At 71.8% G+C, this 15,904-nt stretch carries 11 protein-coding genes; 8 read left to right on the forward strand and 3 right to left on the reverse strand.

Annotated elements, in window-relative coordinates; genetic code table 11:
* Positions 1 to 49 precede the first annotated feature (49 nt).
* Positions 50 to 2,212, forward strand: a complete 2,163-nt coding sequence (locus tag ACIGW4_RS15405; RefSeq protein ID WP_399580790.1) for a SpoIIE family protein phosphatase — start codon at positions 50 to 52, stop codon at positions 2,210 to 2,212.
* 289 nt (positions 2,213 to 2,501) lie between these two features.
* Here ACIGW4_RS15405 and ACIGW4_RS15410 read toward each other — a convergent pair whose 3' ends face one another.
* Positions 2,502 to 4,655 carry a glycoside hydrolase family 9 protein gene (locus tag ACIGW4_RS15410; protein WP_399580792.1) on the reverse strand — a complete coding sequence of 718 codons (2,154 nt, stop codon included), beginning with the start codon at positions 4,653 to 4,655 and terminating at the stop codon, positions 2,502 to 2,504.
* A 335-nt stretch (positions 4,656 to 4,990) separates the two neighbouring features.
* Here ACIGW4_RS15410 and ACIGW4_RS15415 point away from each other — a divergent pair, with 335 nt between their 5' ends.
* Positions 4,991 to 6,250, forward strand: coding sequence for an SLC13 family permease (locus ACIGW4_RS15415; RefSeq protein WP_399580860.1), 1,260 nt, complete (start codon positions 4,991 to 4,993; stop codon positions 6,248 to 6,250).
* Positions 6,251 to 6,253: 3 nt separating this feature from the next.
* Positions 6,254 to 6,748, forward strand: a complete 495-nt coding sequence (locus ACIGW4_RS15420) for a universal stress protein (RefSeq protein WP_123456849.1) — start codon at positions 6,254 to 6,256, stop codon at positions 6,746 to 6,748.
* A gap of 72 nt (positions 6,749 to 6,820) precedes the next feature.
* Here ACIGW4_RS15420 and ACIGW4_RS15425 read toward each other — a convergent pair whose 3' ends face one another.
* Both ACIGW4_RS15425 and ACIGW4_RS15430 read right to left on the reverse strand, forming a co-directional pair.
* Complete coding sequence (locus ACIGW4_RS15425) at positions 6,821 to 8,101, reverse strand: glycoside hydrolase family 6 protein (RefSeq protein WP_399580795.1); 1,281 nt, start codon at positions 8,099 to 8,101, stop codon at positions 6,821 to 6,823.
* 94 nt (positions 8,102 to 8,195) lie between these two features.
* Positions 8,196 to 9,161 carry a glycoside hydrolase family 6 protein gene (locus tag ACIGW4_RS15430; RefSeq protein WP_399580798.1) on the reverse strand — a complete coding sequence of 322 codons (966 nt, stop codon included), beginning with the start codon at positions 9,159 to 9,161 and terminating at the stop codon, positions 8,196 to 8,198.
* A 350-nt stretch (positions 9,162 to 9,511) separates the two neighbouring features.
* Between ACIGW4_RS15430 and ACIGW4_RS15435 the strand changes: the two genes are divergently transcribed.
* The 5 genes from ACIGW4_RS15435 (at position 9,512) to yjfF (ending at position 15,858) form a co-directional block, all read left to right on the forward strand.
* Positions 9,512 to 10,525: a LacI family DNA-binding transcriptional regulator gene (locus ACIGW4_RS15435; protein ID WP_123456852.1), complete on the forward strand. Its 1,014-nt coding sequence runs from the start codon at positions 9,512 to 9,514 to the stop codon at positions 10,523 to 10,525.
* Between the two features lie 606 nt (positions 10,526 to 11,131).
* Positions 11,132 to 12,124 carry an ABC transporter substrate-binding protein gene (locus ACIGW4_RS15440; protein ID WP_399580803.1) on the forward strand — a complete coding sequence of 331 codons (993 nt, stop codon included), beginning with the start codon at positions 11,132 to 11,134 and terminating at the stop codon, positions 12,122 to 12,124.
* A 67-nt stretch (positions 12,125 to 12,191) separates the two neighbouring features.
* Positions 12,192 to 13,754 carry a sugar ABC transporter ATP-binding protein gene (locus ACIGW4_RS15445; RefSeq protein WP_399580805.1) on the forward strand — a complete coding sequence of 521 codons (1,563 nt, stop codon included), beginning with the start codon at positions 12,192 to 12,194 and terminating at the stop codon, positions 13,752 to 13,754.
* Entirely contained in the window at positions 13,751 to 14,854 is a 1,104-nt protein-coding gene (locus ACIGW4_RS15450; RefSeq protein WP_399580808.1) for an ABC transporter permease, read from the forward strand. Before ACIGW4_RS15445 ends, ACIGW4_RS15450 begins: the two co-directional genes overlap by 4 nt.
* Positions 14,851 to 15,858, forward strand: coding sequence for a galactofuranose ABC transporter, permease protein YjfF (yjfF, locus tag ACIGW4_RS15455; protein WP_399580811.1), 1,008 nt, complete (start codon positions 14,851 to 14,853; stop codon positions 15,856 to 15,858). Before ACIGW4_RS15450 ends, yjfF begins: the two co-directional genes overlap by 4 nt.
* Positions 15,859 to 15,904 lie beyond the last annotated feature (46 nt).

Genomic DNA, 15,904 nt, shown 5'->3' on the forward strand with positions numbered 1-15,904 from the left:
CCGCGAAGGACGAGAGGCGCATGACCTGGGCGTTCCGTAGGCTCGTCCTATGAGGCCTGATGCCGAAGTGTTCCTTTGTCGTCTTGCCCGGGAGTTCAGGCCTCGGGTGGAGCAGTCGGCCGACGAGCTGCTGCAGGTCGTGCGCGGTGAGCTCCCCGCGCTGCTGGAGCACGAGGACCTGGCGGCGCTGGCGCTGGAGGAGGGCGTCTCGCACGTCTCCACGTTCCTGGACGTGCTCGAGGGGCGTCTCGACGTCGCTGATGTGGAGGCGCCGGAGGTGGCCCTGGAGGTCGGCCTTCAGCTTGCCCGGCGTGGTGTGTCGATCAGTGACTCCCTGCGCGCGTACCGACTCGGCCACCTGAGCCTCCTGCAGCAACTGCAGGAGGAAGCCGCCCGCCTCTCCGACGACTGGGAGTTGATCAGCGCAGCGACGGTCAAGCTGGTCTCCACGGCGTTCGAGTACGTGGACCGTGCCTCGGAGCAGATCGCGGCCGTGTACCAGAAGGAGCGTGACCTGCTGCTGCGGCGGCGCCTGATCCTCGCCAACGAAGCGGGCAGGCGGATCGGGACGACGCTCGACACCGCTCGTACGGCCGAAGAACTGGCCGAGGTCGGTACAGACGGGTTCGCCGATGTCGTCACCGTCGATCTGTTCTGTTCCGTTCTTCATGAGGAGAGCAGGCGATCGACACAGGACGCACCGGGACTTCGGCGCATCGCCCAGCAGCCCGTGTTCGATGACTTTCCCGTCTCCGTAGCCGGCGCGGACGGGGTGTTCACCTACCCCACGGGGTCGGAACAGGCTCGTGCACTGGCCACGGGTCAGGCCCTCCTGCGCCACATGCCCGCGACGGATGTCCCTGAGCGGCAGGAAGCACCGGGCCTCACGCCTGTCCCCGATGTCGGCTCCCTGCTGTTGCTGCCGCTGCGGGCTCGCGGGACCACGCTGGGCCTCACCCAGTTCTTCCGCCGCCGGCCGACTCCCCCTTTCGACGAGGACGACCTGCTCCTGGCCCAGGAGATCGCGGACAGAGCCGCGGTGTTCATCGACAACGCCCGCCGGTACACCCACGAGCGGGACACGGCCCTCACGCTCCAGCGCAGCCTGCTGCCCCGGGGAACGGTGAGACAGTCCGCGGTCGAGGCGGCGTCCCGGTACCTGCCCAGCGGTACGCACACGGGCGTGGGTGGCGACTGGTACGACGTGATTCCCCTGTCCGGGGCACGCGTCGCCCTGGTGGTCGGCGACGTCGTCGGGCACGGCATCCACGCCGCGGCCACGATGGGGCGGCTGCGGACGGCCGTCCGCGCCTTCGCGGACATCGACCTGATGCCCGACGAACTGCTCACACATCTGGACGACGTGGTCATCCGCCTCGGGCGCGAGGAGGAGCGACAGGACGGGGAGACCAGCGCCACCTGTCTGTACGCGGTCTACGACCCCGTCTCGCGGCTGTGCTCCCTGGCCGGCGCGGGGCATCCGCTGCCGGCGGTGGCGCAACCTTCGAGCACCGGCGGCGACGGTCCGGCCTCTTGGTCGGTGGACTTCCCGGACGTGGCGGTCGGCCCCCCGCTGGGGCTGGGTGGCTTCCCCTTCGAGACGGCACAGTTCGAACTGGCGGAGGGAAGCCTGCTGGTCCTGTTCACCGATGGTCTCGTCGCCCGTTCCGGACACGACGTGGATTCCCTGTCGGCGGTGCTGCGCGACGGCCTCGGGCACGGGTCCGATTCGCCGGAGGAGGTCTGCGACCGGCTCCTGGCCGCGCTGCTTCCCACCGGCCCGGCCGATGACGTGGCCCTTCTGGTGGCGCGTACCCGGGCGCTCGACCGCGACCATGTGGCCGCCCTGGACCTTCCTTCCGATCCCGCGGCCGTGTCCCGGGCGCGTCGCTTCACGTCCGACAGACTGGCCGCCTGGGGGCTGGAGGAGCTGTCCTTCTCCACGGAGCTGGTGGTCAGCGAGCTGGTGACGAACGCGATCCGGTACGGCAGGAGCCCCGTCCAGCTGAGGCTGATCCTTCAGGACACCCTGACGTGCGAGGTCTCGGACGCCAGCAGCACCGCTCCCCACATGCGTCGTGCGCGGACCTTCGACGAGGGCGGGCGCGGCCTGCTGCTGGTCGCGCAGTTCGCCGGGCGCTGGGGCGCCCGGTACCACCGGGAGGGGAAAGTGATCTGGGCGGAGCAAACCCTTCCTTCCGGGTCGCGGTAGCGGCCCTGCCCGTGCCGACCGGCCCCGGGCACCGGAACGCCGCACGAAGTTGCTCGACGCCGTCTGGGCGACTCTCGGTTTCCGAGGAGAACTCTTCCGACGTCCGTACACGGGGGAGGGGACGTTCACGCGTACGCCGACAGCTCGATGACCGCCTCGGCAACCACCATCACCACCGTCGGGCGGGCGAGGAGCCGGCGCACGGGGGTCCTGGCGGTGGGGGTCCGGCCGGGCACGGCGACGGCCGGGGCCGGGTGGACGCCTCCGCCCGGTCCCGGCCGACCGCGGATCAGGCGCAGGCCTTCCCGTTGAGAGTGAAGGCCGCGGGGGAGGGATTCGAGCCCGTGTGGGTGCCCTGGACTCCGAAGGTCGCGGTCGCACCGGGGGCGATCACCCGGTTCCAGCCGGCGTCACGGGCGCCGACGGCGGTGCCGTTCTGGGTGACGGTGGCGTTCCAGGCGCTCGTGACGCGCTGGCCGCCCGGGTAGGCCCAGGTCAGCTGCCAGCCGTCCACGGCCGTCCGGTCGGTGTTCCTGACGGTGACGGTCGCGGTGAAGCCGGTGTCCCAGACGTTGTCCACCGCGTACGTCACCGCGCAGGCGGCGGCGGGCGGTTCGCCGCCGGTGGAGGTTCGCTCGGCGGCGTAGGCGGCGAGCCAGGCCAGCGGGGCGTTCCAGTTGATCGCCACCTCGTTGGTCGAGTACGAGCCGATGTCGTCGACGTAGCAGGCGGCGGGTGCGCAGCCGGTCAGTTTCTCCTGCGCGACCGGGTCCTGGAGCGCGCTGTCGGGACCGCCCGCGAGCGACCCGGCCGGCGGGTGGGGCAGGGCGGCGTCCAACTGGTGGGCCCAGAAGCGGTGGTGCTGGTTCTGCGAGGACCTCTCGCCGTGGCCGGTCACGTACGACACGCCGAGGGCGTTGCGGCCGAGCAGGTAGTCCATGGTCTCCAGCGCGCCGGCGCGGTAGCGCCCGTCGCCCGTCAGCTCGCCGGCGACGGCCAGCACGATCGCGTCGTTGGCGACCTCGCCGTTCGAGCCCCAGAAGTACCCGTCCGCCGGGACGGGCACGGCGTAGCCCTGGGCGGCCATCCTGGACAGGTAGCCGTCGGCGGCCGCCGTCACCGAGGACCTGATCCGGGCCAGGTCGGAGGCGGGCAGGCCGTTGGGGACGGTGGCCAGGACGAGCCGGCCGAGCGCGGCCGTGTCCGCCCAGCCGAAGCCGTACGGGCTGAAGGCGTCGGCGGAGGTGTGCCAGGAGGAGGAGGTGACCGCGTCCCGGTAGGCGCTCTCGCCGGTCGTCGCGTACAGCTCGGCGGCCGCCCAGTAGAACTCGTCGGTGACCCGCGTGTCCTCGTAGGCGCCGCCGCCCGTGCTGTCCGAAGCCGACGCGTACAGGGCGGGGTTGGCCTGGGCCGCGGTCCAGGCCCGGCGGGCGGCCGACAGGCACCGGTCGGCGTACGCGGAGTCGTACGGGCGGAAGACCCGGGCGCACTGCGCGGCGGCCGCCGCGAGGTTGAGGGTCGCCGCCGTGGACGGCCGGTGCAGCTCGCGGGGCTGCGCGTCCTGGTCGGGACGCAGCGGCATGCCGGTCCAGGCCGCGTCGTGGACCTTGTGGAAGGCCATGCCCGCGTACGGCCTTCCCTCGGGCACCTGCATGCGCATCAGGAAGTCGAGTTCCCACCGCGCCTCGTCGAGGACGTCGGGCATTCCGTTGCCGCGTTCGGGGACGCGCAGGGTCGAGTCGCCCAGCGCGGCGTCCCCGCCGGCCCGCTTGGCCCGCTCGAAGGAGTTGACGACCAGCCAGGTGGAGATGCCGCCGTTGACCACGTACTTGCCGTGGTCACCCGCGTCGTACCAGCCACCCCTGACGTCCTGCGTGTAGTCGCACACGGTGGCCTGGCACGGGACGGACGTGTCGCCCCGGTTGGGCGCGACGCCGAGGTGTCCGGCCGGGCGCGCGTAGGCGGAGCCCACCAGGGAGGCGTCGATCGCGATGCCGCTGCGCTGGTGGTGGAAGAACGCCATCGAGTCGGAACGCAAGGTGTCGTAGAGGTCCGCGCGGATGTCGAAGGGGGCACTGCTGTTGCCGTCCACGGACAGGACGTATCCCGAGCCCGTGCTCCGGTACGAGGAGAAGTCGGCCACCTGGACGGACTGCCCGGAGGGGGTATCCGCGCCGCGCGGGACGGTCGATCCGGAGGCGACCAGGGCGCCGGACGCGTTCCGCAGCTGCCAGGAGAGCGCCTGTGTCGCCGTGGTGACGACAGTGGCGCGCTTGGGGCCGTCGGGCAGGTAGCCGACCTGGTTGACGCGTACGGCCGTGGTCACAGCCGCCGCCGTCGTGGCGGTGTGGCTCGCGACGGCCGGAGCGGTCGCGGGACCGCCGAGGAGGAGGGCGCCCGTCAGCAGGGCGGTGGAGAGCCGTAACGAACGAGAGGGTGGCATGTGCGGCTCCTGTGGGTGGGTGAGGGGATCAACGGGGTGGGCGGGCCGCCTGCCGGAAGGCGGAGGCGGTCGCCCCGGTGGGCCGGGACGCGGCTGTGGGTCCGTGCCGGTGCGAAGTGGGCATGTCCGTCGGTCCCGCTTCGTACCCTGGGCGTGGGAGCGCTCCCAGGCGGGGATCTGAGCGCAGATTAGTGAGGGCCGCCCACACCGTCAACGGGACCGGCGCGATGACGCGAAGCCGACCGTCCGGCCGGTCCGCGGGGCGCGACGCCCGTGCGGGTAGCGTTCGACACAATGGTGCAGGCGGTCGACCGCCACGACGGAAGGACCCGACTCTGAACCCCCAGCTCGCGGAGACCCTGTCCGCGGCCCTGCTCGTCCTCGTGCTGGCCTGCGCGGTCATTCGCCCCTTCGGGTGGCCGGAGGCGGTCGTGGCCGTCCCGGCCGCGGTCCTGGTCATCGCCACCGGGGCCATCTCCCTCGACGACGCCCTGGCCGAGGCGGAACGGCTCGGGCCGGTGATCGGCTTCCTCGCGGCCGTACTGGTGCTGGCTCAGCTCTGCGACGACGAGGGGCTGTTCAAGGCCTGCGGGGCGTGGATGGCGCGTACGGCGGCGGGGCAGCCGCGTCGGCTGCTCGCCCAGGTGTTCCTGGCGGCATCGGTGATCACCGCCGTGCTCAGCCTGGACGCCACGGTCGTGCTCCTGACCCCGGTGGTCTTCGCCACCGCCGCCCGCATCGGCGCCCGTCCGAAGCCGCACGTGTACGCCTGCACCCACCTGTCGAACACGGCCTCCCTGCTGCTGCCCGTCTCCAACCTCACCAACCTCCTGGCCTTCGCGGCCAGCGGGCTCACCTTCACCCGGTTCGCCGCCCTGATGGCCCTGCCGTGGGCGGCCGCGATCGCCGTCGAGTACCTGGTCTTCCGGCGCTTCTTCGCCACCGACCTGGACGCGGGAGCGCAGGCCCCCGCAGCCGTCGAACCGCCGCCGCTGCCGCTGTTCGCCCTGGTGACCGTGGGATGCACGCTCGCGGGCTTCGTCCTGACCTCGGTGGTCGGCGTCGACCCGGCGTGGGCCGCCCTGGGAGGGGCGCTCGCCCTCGCCGTACGGGCCCTCGTCCGGCGCCGCACCACTCCCCGCGCGCTGGTCCGCGCCGCCTCCGTGCCCTTCCTCGCCTTCGTCCTGGCCCTCGGGATCGTGGTCCTGGCAGTGGTGGACAACGGTCTCGACGACGCCCTGGGACACCTGATCCCCGACGGCACCGGCCTGCCGGAACTCCTCGCCCTGGCCGGACTGGCCGCCGTCCTCGCGAACGTCATCAACAACCTGCCCGCCGTCCTGGTCCTCCTGCCGCTGACCGCCCCGTCGGGGCCGGGCGCCGTCCTCGCCGTCCTGCTCGGGGTGAACATCGGCCCCAACCTCACCTACGCCGGCTCGCTGGCCACCCTGCTGTGGCGGCGCATCGTCCACGCCCACGACGGCGAGGTGGAGCTGAAGGAGTTCACCCGGCTCGGCGTGTACGCGGTACCCACGAGCCTGGCCGCCGCCGTACTGGCACTGTGGCTCTCGCTGACCGTCATCGGAGGAGGCTGACCCATGGCCGTGGTCGTCTGGATCGTCGAGGGCACCTGGCGCGCCTGCGTGGACGCCGCCCGCGCCCACACCCCGGCGGACGCCGACGTCGTCCTCCTGCACGTCACCCCCGCCGACGTCCCGGGCGCCGCACACGGCGCCTTCGCCGGACTCCTCGGCCGGGGCCATCCCGAGAGGGATCCCGGCACGCGCCTCGAACACCTCGCCGCCGCCTCCGCGCGGCAGCTCCTCCAGGACGCCGCCGACCGTCTGGACCGCCCCTGCACGCGCGTCGAACGCACCGGCCGCGTCGAGCGCGAGGTCGTCGCCGCGGCCGAGGGCGGCGACCTGCTGGTCCTGGCCCGGGACGGCGACCGCACCCACCTCGGACCGCACAGCCTCGGTCCCGCCGCGCGCTTCGTCGTCGACCACGCCCCCTGCCCGGTGCTGCTCGTGTGGCCCGAACCGCCGCCGGGGCTGCCCACCATGCCGCCGCCTCCCCCTCACCACGCCACCTGACGGGCGACGAACCGCCGCCGGCCACGGGCGAGAGGCTTCCCGTGGCCGGCGCGGACGGGGGAGGGGCGGAGCTCAGCGGTCGAAGGTCAGCCGCGGTGCCGCGTTGCGGGCCAGCGTGTGGGCCTGGTCGGGCCACCAGGTGCCGGCGGGTGGGTCGACGATGCCGTACTCGGGGTCGATCGTGCCGCCGGTGTTGCGGGTGCAGCTGCCGTCGGACTCGCCCGGGATCTTGATCCAGAGATAGGCGTCGACGAGCGGTACACCGGTGTCGGCGGTCGGGCGCGGGCCGAGGCCGCGGCCGGGCGCGTTGCACCAGATCTCCGGGTCGCCCGTGTACTTGCCGGGTTCCGGGGTCCAGGCGCCCAGGCCGTTGCGGCTGGTGTCGATGACGAAGTGGCGCAGGGCGTCGTTCGACGGGGTGCCCACGCTCTGGTCGAACCAGGCGTCGGTCCAGCGCCAGGTGGCGGGGTCGGCGGAGTCGACCGCGTTGCCGGGGGCGCCGTCGTTGGGCGCGGCGGACGAGTAGTACTGGGTGGCGCACCAGTCGGTGTGGCCGCGGGCGTGCTCGGGCCCCTCGGTGGCGAACCACATGCACTTCGCTATCCAGGTGCCGTAGCGCGCGTTGTGGTCGGTGGGGTGGGTGTTGGACACGTTGAGGGCGAAGCCGTCGCCGTCCTGGACGCCGGCGTCGAGCAGTCGCCGCGCCATGTCGCCCACGGGCCGCCACAGGACGTTGCCCGCGTCGAGGTAGACCGTGGTGCGGGCCTTGGACTTGATGCTCCTGACCGCGTACGCGAGGTCGGCGACACGGGCCGCCGTGAGTTCGCCGGTCGGGTCCACGCCCGGCCCGCAGTCGCTCGGGAGGAGGGCCAGGCCGTCGGGCTCGACCACGACGACGGCCTTGCCGTCGCCGATGCCGGCGGCGAAGGCGTCGATCCACTGCCGGTAGGCGGCGGAGGAGGCGGCACCGCCGCTGGAGTACTGGCTGCAGTCCCGGCCCGGCACGTTGTAGGCGACCAGGACGGGGGTCCGGTTCACCACCCGGGCCTTGTGGACCAGGCTTCTCACCTCGGCCCGGACCTCGTCGGGTGTGCCCTCGGTGAACCACTCGGCCTGCGGCCGGCTCGCGAGCTTGGCCATGTTCACGGCGTTCGCGAAGTCGCCGTTCCCGAGGTCGGTGAGCGCCTGCTCGGCGGCCTTGCTGTGCGGGTCCACGTAGAACCTCGTGGCGGGGGTGAGCGTGTCCCCGGCGGGTACGGCCTGCGCCTGCCCCTGCGTCGCGGTGAGGGCGGCGCAGGCCGCGAGTGCCGCGAGGGCGGCGGTCGCACGGCGCCGTAGGCTGCGTGGCTTCATGAGGGCTCCTGGTCGGGGGATGGGGGCGAGGAGGGCTGGTGATACCCGTGGCCCGCTCGCGGGGCGGCGGACGCCGGGCCACAGGAGCCGGTCGTCAGTAGCCGTAGATCATCTTGTAGGCGACCTCAGGGAGGAACTGGCCGGCCGTGGAACCGGTCCCGGTGCCGCAGTTGCCGTCGGACTCGCCCGGGGCCTTGATCCACAGCAGCATCTCGGCGCCGCCGCCCAGCTGGGTGGGCGTGCCGATGCGGCGGCCGGCGGCGTTGCACCACTCGCCGTTGGAGCCGTTGCCGTTGCGGCTGGTGTCGACGACGAACGGCTTGGTGTAGCCGTAGCGGGCGGCCAGCTCGCTGTTGACGGCGTTGCCGTAGGCGGTGTTCTGGGCGGTGGTGTAGTAGTTCGAGACGTTGAGGGAGAAGCCGTGCGCCTGTCGGAGCCCGGCCTCGTGGAGGCGCTGGGCCATCGTCGCCGCGCTCACCCAGCCGGGGTTGCCGGCGTCGAGGTAGACCCAGGTGTTGGGGGCCTGGCGGTTGAACTCGGCGAGGGCGCCGCTGATCATGCCCTGGCGTTCGAGGATCTGGGCCTGGTTCATGCAGCCGTAGTCCGCGAGGGAGTCCGGTTCGAGGACGACGACGGCCGGGCGGCCGGCGATTCCACCGGCGAACTGGGCGATCCAGCTCGCGTAGGCGGACGGGGAGGAGGCGCCGCCTCCGGACTGCCCGCCGCAGTAGTCGCGGTGGTAGATGTTGTACGCGACCAGGACGGGCAGCTTGTCCCGGGAGTCCGCCGCGCCGACGTACGCGCCCGTGGCGGTACCGATGGTGCCGCTCCAGGAGCCGAACCAGTGGGCCATGGGGGTGTTGGCGAGGGACGCGTTGATCGCGGGCGCCCGGCCGTCACCGGAATGGGCGGCGACCCACTTCTTCGCGCTGGAGTCCGGGTCCACGTAGAACCCGCTGGTCATGGTGGTCGGATCGGCCGCGTGGGCGGACGGCGCGACGGCGAGCGCCAACGGCAGCGCGGAGAGGGATGCGACGAGGGCGCGGATTCTGCGGCGCATGGCTGTACCTCGGTTTCCTGACGGCGGACGCGTCGCGCGCTCTCGTCCCGAGCGGGCGACGCACTGAGGAAGTGCGGTGGTACGAGGTCCCCGTGTGGCGGTGGGTCGACCGGCGGGACACCAGCACGCCTCGGCCGTACGGAGATCTGTGGAAGCGCTCCCATTGGAAGCGGTTCCAGTCTGCGGCCTGCGGGTCCGGGGCGTGGCCGTATCGTGTGTTGCACCGATGGACACTGTCAAGTGGCCTCGTGCAACCGGCACTTCACATGAAGGTGATCGGGCTTTACAGTCCTGGAACTGGAAGCGCTCCCGGTCTTCCAGGCGTTCGGATCGCGGCAGGAAGGCGGATCATGGCCGAAGACGTGCCGCGACGGCAGTCGACACTCGACGAGGTGGCCGAACTGGCCGGAGTCTCGAGGTCGGTGGCCTCGCGCGTGCTCAACAACGCCCCGCACGTCAGCCGCGCCAAACGCGAGGCGGTCGAACGGGCCGTCCACCGGCTCGGTTACGTTCCCCATCCGACCGCCCGCGCGCTGGCGACCCGTCAGACCGGTGCGGCCGCCCTGGTCGTCTCGGGAGAGGATCCGTCGATCTTCGCAGACCCGTTCTTCGCCCAGGTGATCGTGGGCGCCTCGGCCGCGCTGGAAGACGCGGAGCTGCACCTGATGCTGTGTCTGGCCGCCTCCGACCGGGGACGCCGGCGCGTGGAGCGGCTTCTCCGGTCCAAGGGGGCCGACGGAGTGATGCTGATGGCGCTGCGCGAGGACGATCCGCTGGCCCGTACGGCGGAGGAGGCGGAGATTCCCGTGGTGTTCGGCGGGCGTCCGGTCGGTCTGGACCCCCGGTGGTACGTGGACGTCGACAACCTCGGCGGAGCGCGCGCGGCGACCGATTACCTGATCTCGCTCGGCCGGACCCGCGTCGTCACGATCTGCGGGCGGCTGGACACCGAGGTGGGGCGCGCCCGTCACCGCGGCTACCGGGACGCCATGCTGGCGGCGGGTCTCGAACCCCGTCCGCCGGAGGCGGGTGACTTCACCGAGTCGAGCGGAGCGGAAGCCATGGCCGCGCTGCTGGCGCGCCACCCGGACCTGGACGGGGTGTTCGCCGCCAGTGACAACATGGGGGCGGGAGCCTTGCGCACGCTGCGCGAGAGCGGCCGCCGCGTCCCCGCCGACGTCGCCGTGATCGGCTTCGACGACCTGGCCGTGGCCCGGATCGCCGATCCGCCGCTCACCACGGTGCACCAGCCCGTAGAGGGTCTCGGTCGTGAGATGGCGCGCATGCTCGTCGCGCTCGTCAACGGGCAGAACCCCACCCCGCTGATCCTCCCCACGCGCCTGGTCATCCGCGCCAGCGCCTGACGGACCGCAGCCCGCTCGAACTCGTCGATGTCCAGTCGGCACGTGAGGAGTTCGAGCGGCGTCAGCCGTGCCGTGCGGAAGGCGCGGCCGGTCAGGGAAGCGGAGGCGTCCTCTCCCACGGCGAGACGGTGCCGGACCGCTCGTGGCCCGGGTGACCGCACGGCGGACGTACGGAGCGGGGCGGCGGCCCGTGCGGACATCACGCTCGCTGCCGCGGATCCCGGCGGCGTGGACGTGGCCCCGGGCTTCGCCGGGCCCCGCCGGCCCTCCGGCCGGGTGCGCGCGTGGGCGGGAACCATGTCGCCCCTCCTCCGCTTGCGTGCACGGAATGATGAACAGAGGTGTTAGCGCTCACAACTTTCGACCTGAACTCCCCTGTCGACTCGCTCCTGCGCGTCAAGAACGGGTAACGGCCGTACAAGCCCTTGAGTTACAGCAGTGTTAGCGCTCACAATGTGTCGCGTTCGCCAGCCCGCCGATCGTCGGGGCCGACGCTTCGTCCTGCCTCACCCGGCTCAACCACCCCTGCGCAGCCACGCCTTCACCGGGCCCGTCTCCTTCAGGGCTCCGCCTGGTACGACGCACGTCCCGAGAGGAACCACGACAATGGCCCACAGAGCCCTCCGCATCATCGTCGCCGCCGCCCTGGCCGGCAGTGTGCTGACCGCCTGCACCACCGAGCCCGCGACCACCGGCACCACCGGCAAGGGCTCCTCCGACGGCAAGCTGGTGCTCGGGTTCGCCCAGGTGGGAGCCGAGAGCGGCTGGCGCACCGCCAACACCAAGTCCATACGCGAGGCGGCCGAGAAGGCCGGCATCACGTTGAAGTTCTCCGACGCGCAGCAGAAGCAGGAGAACCAGATCAAGGCGATCCGCACCTTCATCCAGCAGAAGGTGGACGTCATCGCCTTCTCGCCGGTGGTGGAGTCCGGCTGGGACACCGTCCTGAAGGAGGCCAAGAACGCTGGCATCCCCGTGATCCTCACCGACCGCGCCGTCGACTCGCAGGACACCTCCCTCTACCGGACCTTCCTCGGCTCCGACTTCGTCAAGGAGGGACGGGAGGCCGGCAAGTGGCTCGTGAAGGAGTACGAGGGCAGCTCCGCGCCGGTCAACCTCGTCGAGCTCCAGGGCACCACCGGCTCCGCACCCGCCAACGACCGCAAGGCGGGTTTCGCCGACGCCATCAAGGGCGACCCCAAGTTCAAGGTCGTCGCCTCCCAGACCGGGGACTTCACCCGAGCCAAGGGCAAGGAGGTCATGCAGGCCTTTCTCAAGTCCCACAAGGACATCGACGTCCTGTACGCCCACAACGACGACATGGCCCTCGGCGCCATCCAGGCCATCGAGGAGGCGGGCAAGAAGCCGGGCGTCGACATCAAGGTGATCTCCGTCGACGGCATCAAGGACGCCTTCGTCGCCATGCAGGAGAAGAAGATCAACGTGGTGGTCGAGTGCAACCCGCTCCTCGGCGACCAGCTCATGGACCTCGCCAAGAAGGTCGCGGCGGGGGAGAGCGTCCCGCGGCGGGTCGAGGTCAAGGAGGGCGTCTTCACCCAGGACCAGGCCGCGGCCGCCCTGCCCGGCCGCCAGTACTGACCCACCGCCCGCACCGGACCGGGGGCGGCTCCCGCGCCGCCCCCGGCCCCTCAGGAGAGGAGGGCGGATGACAGCCCCACCCACCCCCCGCACACCCCCACGCACCGGCCGACCGGTCCTGGAGGCCCACGGCATCCGCAAGGCGTTCCCCGGCGTCGTCGCCCTCGACGGCGTGGACCTGCGCCTCTTCCCCGGCGAGGTCCACGCGCTGATGGGGGAGAACGGCGCCGGCAAGTCGACCCTCATCAAGGTGCTCACCGGCGTCCACCCGCCCGACGCGGGAACGGTCTCCGTCGACGGCAGCCCCCAGCGGTTCACCGAACCCCTGGAAGCACAGCACGCCGGAATCAGCACGGTCTACCAGGAGGTGAACCTGTGCCCCAACCTCTCCGTCGCCGAGAACATCCTCATCGGCCGTGAACCCCGGCGCCTGGGACTCGTCCACTGGTCGGCCCTCCACCGGCGCGCGGCACAGCTCATCACCGAGCTGGAACTCGACCTCGACGTCCGCCTGCCGCTGAGCGCGCACTCCCTCGCCGTCCAGCAACTCGTCGCGATCGTGCGGGCCGTGGACATCAAGGCGAAGGTCCTCGTCCTCGACGAGCCCACCTCCAGCCTCGACCGGGACGAAGTCGCCCAGCTGTTCGCCCTGGTGCGCCGACTGCGCGACCGGGGCGCCGCGATCCTCTTCGTCACCCACTTCCTCGACCAGGTCTTCGACCTGTGCGACCGGGTGACCGTCCTGCGCAACGGACGCCTCGAAGGCGAGTACCGGATCGACGAACTGACCCCCGTCACCCTCGTACACCGCATGGTCGGCAGCGAACTCCGCACCCTCGACGACCTGGCCGAGACGTCCCACACCGGCACCACGGCCGCCTCCGAGTCCGCGGACGCCCCCTTCCTGAGCGCCCGCGGGCTCGCCAGGACCGGCTCCATCCAGCCGTACGACCTGGACATCCACCGCGGCGAGGTCATCGGCCTGGCCGGGCTGCTCGGATCCGGACGCACCGAGGCGGCCCGGCTGCTCTTCGGCGCCGACCACGCCGACGGAGGCGAGCTCCGGATCGACGGCGAGCGCGCCGTCCTGCGCTCGCCGCGCGCCGCGATCGCCCACAAGATCGCCTTCTGCTCGGAGAACCGCAAGGCGGAGGGCCTGATCGGCGAACTCACGGTCCGCGAGAACATCGTGCTGGCCCTGCAAGCCGCACGCGGCTGGACCAGGCCCCTCTCCCGCACCCGGCAGGACGAGATCGCCGCCCGGTGGACCGAGGTCCTCGACATCCGCCCGGCCGACCCCGAGGCCCAGGTCCGCAACCTCAGCGGAGGAAACCAGCAGAAGGTGCTGCTCGCGCGGTGGCTGCTCACCGACCCCGAGCTGCTGATCCTGGACGAACCCACCCGGGGCATCGACATCGGCGCCAAGACGGAGATCCAGAGACTGGTCACCCGGCTGGCCGCGGAGGGCACCGCGGTTCTCTTCATCTCCGCCGAGCTCGAGGAAGTCCTGCGGCTGAGCCACCGCGTGGGTGTCCTGCGCGATCACCGGCTCGTCGCCACCCTCCCCAACGACCCGACCCTGACGCCCGACCGGATCCTGGGCACCATCGCCACCGGAGCCACCTCATGACACCACCTGACGACACCGGCGCCGGAGGACGTCCGGCCCGGGCGCCCGGCGCCCGGCGGCTCACCGGACACCGCCTCTTCTGGCCCGCCGCCGTCCTGGCCGCCCTGCTGCTCGGCAACGTCGCACTCACCCACGACTTCCTCGCCGTCCGCGTCCAGAACGGACACCTGTACGGCAGCCTGATCGACATCCTCCAGTTCGGCGCCCCTCTGATCCTGGTGTCGCTCGGCATGACGCTGGTCATCGCGACCCGGGGCATCGACCTCTCGGTCGGCTCGACGGTGGCCATCGCCGGCGCGCTCGCGTGCGAGCACATCGCCACCGCGCAGAACCCCGGAAGCCCGGGCACCGTCACGTCGGCGATCGCCGTGGCGCTCGGCGTCGCCGCCGTGATCGGCCTCCTCAACGGCTTCCTCGTCGCCCGTCTCGGCGTCCAGCCCATCGTCGCCACACTGGTCCTCATGGTCGCGGGGCGGGGCGTAGCCCAGCTGATCACCGATGGCCAGATCATCAGCGTGTCCAGCAGCGCCTACAAGATGATCGGCGGCGGCTACTGGCTCACCCTGCCCTTCGCCGTCCTGCTGGCCGCGGCCCTCGTCGCCGTCACCTCCCTCGTCACCCGACGGACCGCGCTCGGCATGCTCATCGAATCGGTGGGCGGCAACCCGGTCGCGAGCCGGCTCGTCGGCATCCGGGCGGCCGGGCTCCTGGTCATGGTCTACGTCGTCAGCGCCGTGTGCGCCGCGGTGGCCGGCCTGATGATCAGCTCCAACGTGTCCAGCGCCGACGGCAACAACGCGGGCCTGTGGATCGAACTGGACGCGATCCTCGCCGTGGTCATCGGCGGTACGGCCCTGACGGGCGGCCGCTTCTCCCTCGGCGGGACGGTCCTGGGCGCACTGATCATCCAGACCCTCTCGACCACGATCTACACCCTCGGCGTACCGCCGGAGACCACCCTCGTCTTCAAGGCCCTGGTCGTCATCGTCGTGTGTCTCGTCCAGTCGCCCGCGTTCCGCGCGCGACTCTCGCGCCGTCGCCGACCGGCCGCCCTGGACCCGGCCCCCGCGGGAGCCCGCCGACAGGAGGTCCACCCGTGAGCACCGCCCTCAGCTCCCTCACCGGGCCGCTCCAGCGGTTCTCGGTGCGCCACGCCGCCCATGTGCCGCTCATGGTGACGACCGCTCTGCTGATCGCGATGTTCTCGATCGGCTCCCTGCAGTACGAAGGCTTCTTCTCCGCGCAGGTCCTGCTCAACGTCCTGATCGACAACGGCTTCCTGCTCGTCGTGGCGATCGGCATGACGTTCGTCGTCCTCACCGGCGGAATCGACCTGTCCGTCGGCTCCGTGGTCGCCCTGTCGACCATGCTGACGGCCTGGCTCGTCGAACGGAACGGCGTGCCGCTCGCCCTGGCGGTGCCGCTGGTCCTGCTGGTGGGCGCAGCAGGCGGCGCCCTCATGGGCTGGGTGATCCACACCTTCGAGATCCAGCCCTTCATCGTCACCCTCGCGGGCATGTTCCTCGCCCGCGGCCTCTGCTACATGATCAGCACCGAGTCCATCTCCCTCACCGACCCGACGACCGCGCGGATCGCCCAGACGCGGGTGCTCCTGCCCGGGGGACTGTTCGTCTCACCCGCCGTGGTCATCGCCCTGGTCGTGCTGGCGCTCGCCTTCGTCGTCCTCCACCACACCCGCTTCGGCCGCACCGTCTACGCCCTGGGCGGCAACGAGTCCTCGGCCCGTCTCATGGGCCTGCCCGTGGGACGCACCAAGATCGCGGTGTACGCCGTGAGCGGGCTGTGCTCCGCCCTCGGCGGCCTGCTGCTGACCTTCTACATGCTGTCCGGCTACGCCCTGCACGCCGTCGGCATGGAACTCGACGCCATCGCGGCCGCCGTCATCGGAGGGACGCTGCTCACCGGAGGCTCCGGCTTCGTCCTGGGCACCGCGCTGGGCGTGACGGTCCTCGGCCTGATCCAGACCGTCATCAGCTTCCAGGGCACGCTCAGCTCGTGGTGGACGCGCATCGTCATCGGCGGCCTGTTGTTCGTCTTCATCCTGCTCCAGCGCCTCTTCGGCGGAGCCCGTACGGCGGAATGACCCGCCCCGGCCACCTGACGACCGCGCCCGGAACGGGGGCAGGGAC

Origin of the sequence: Streptomyces sp. NPDC053513, from assembly GCF_044544765.1 — a bacterium.
Classification (GTDB): Bacteria; Actinomycetota; Actinomycetes; order Streptomycetales; family Streptomycetaceae; genus Streptomyces; species Streptomyces litmocidini.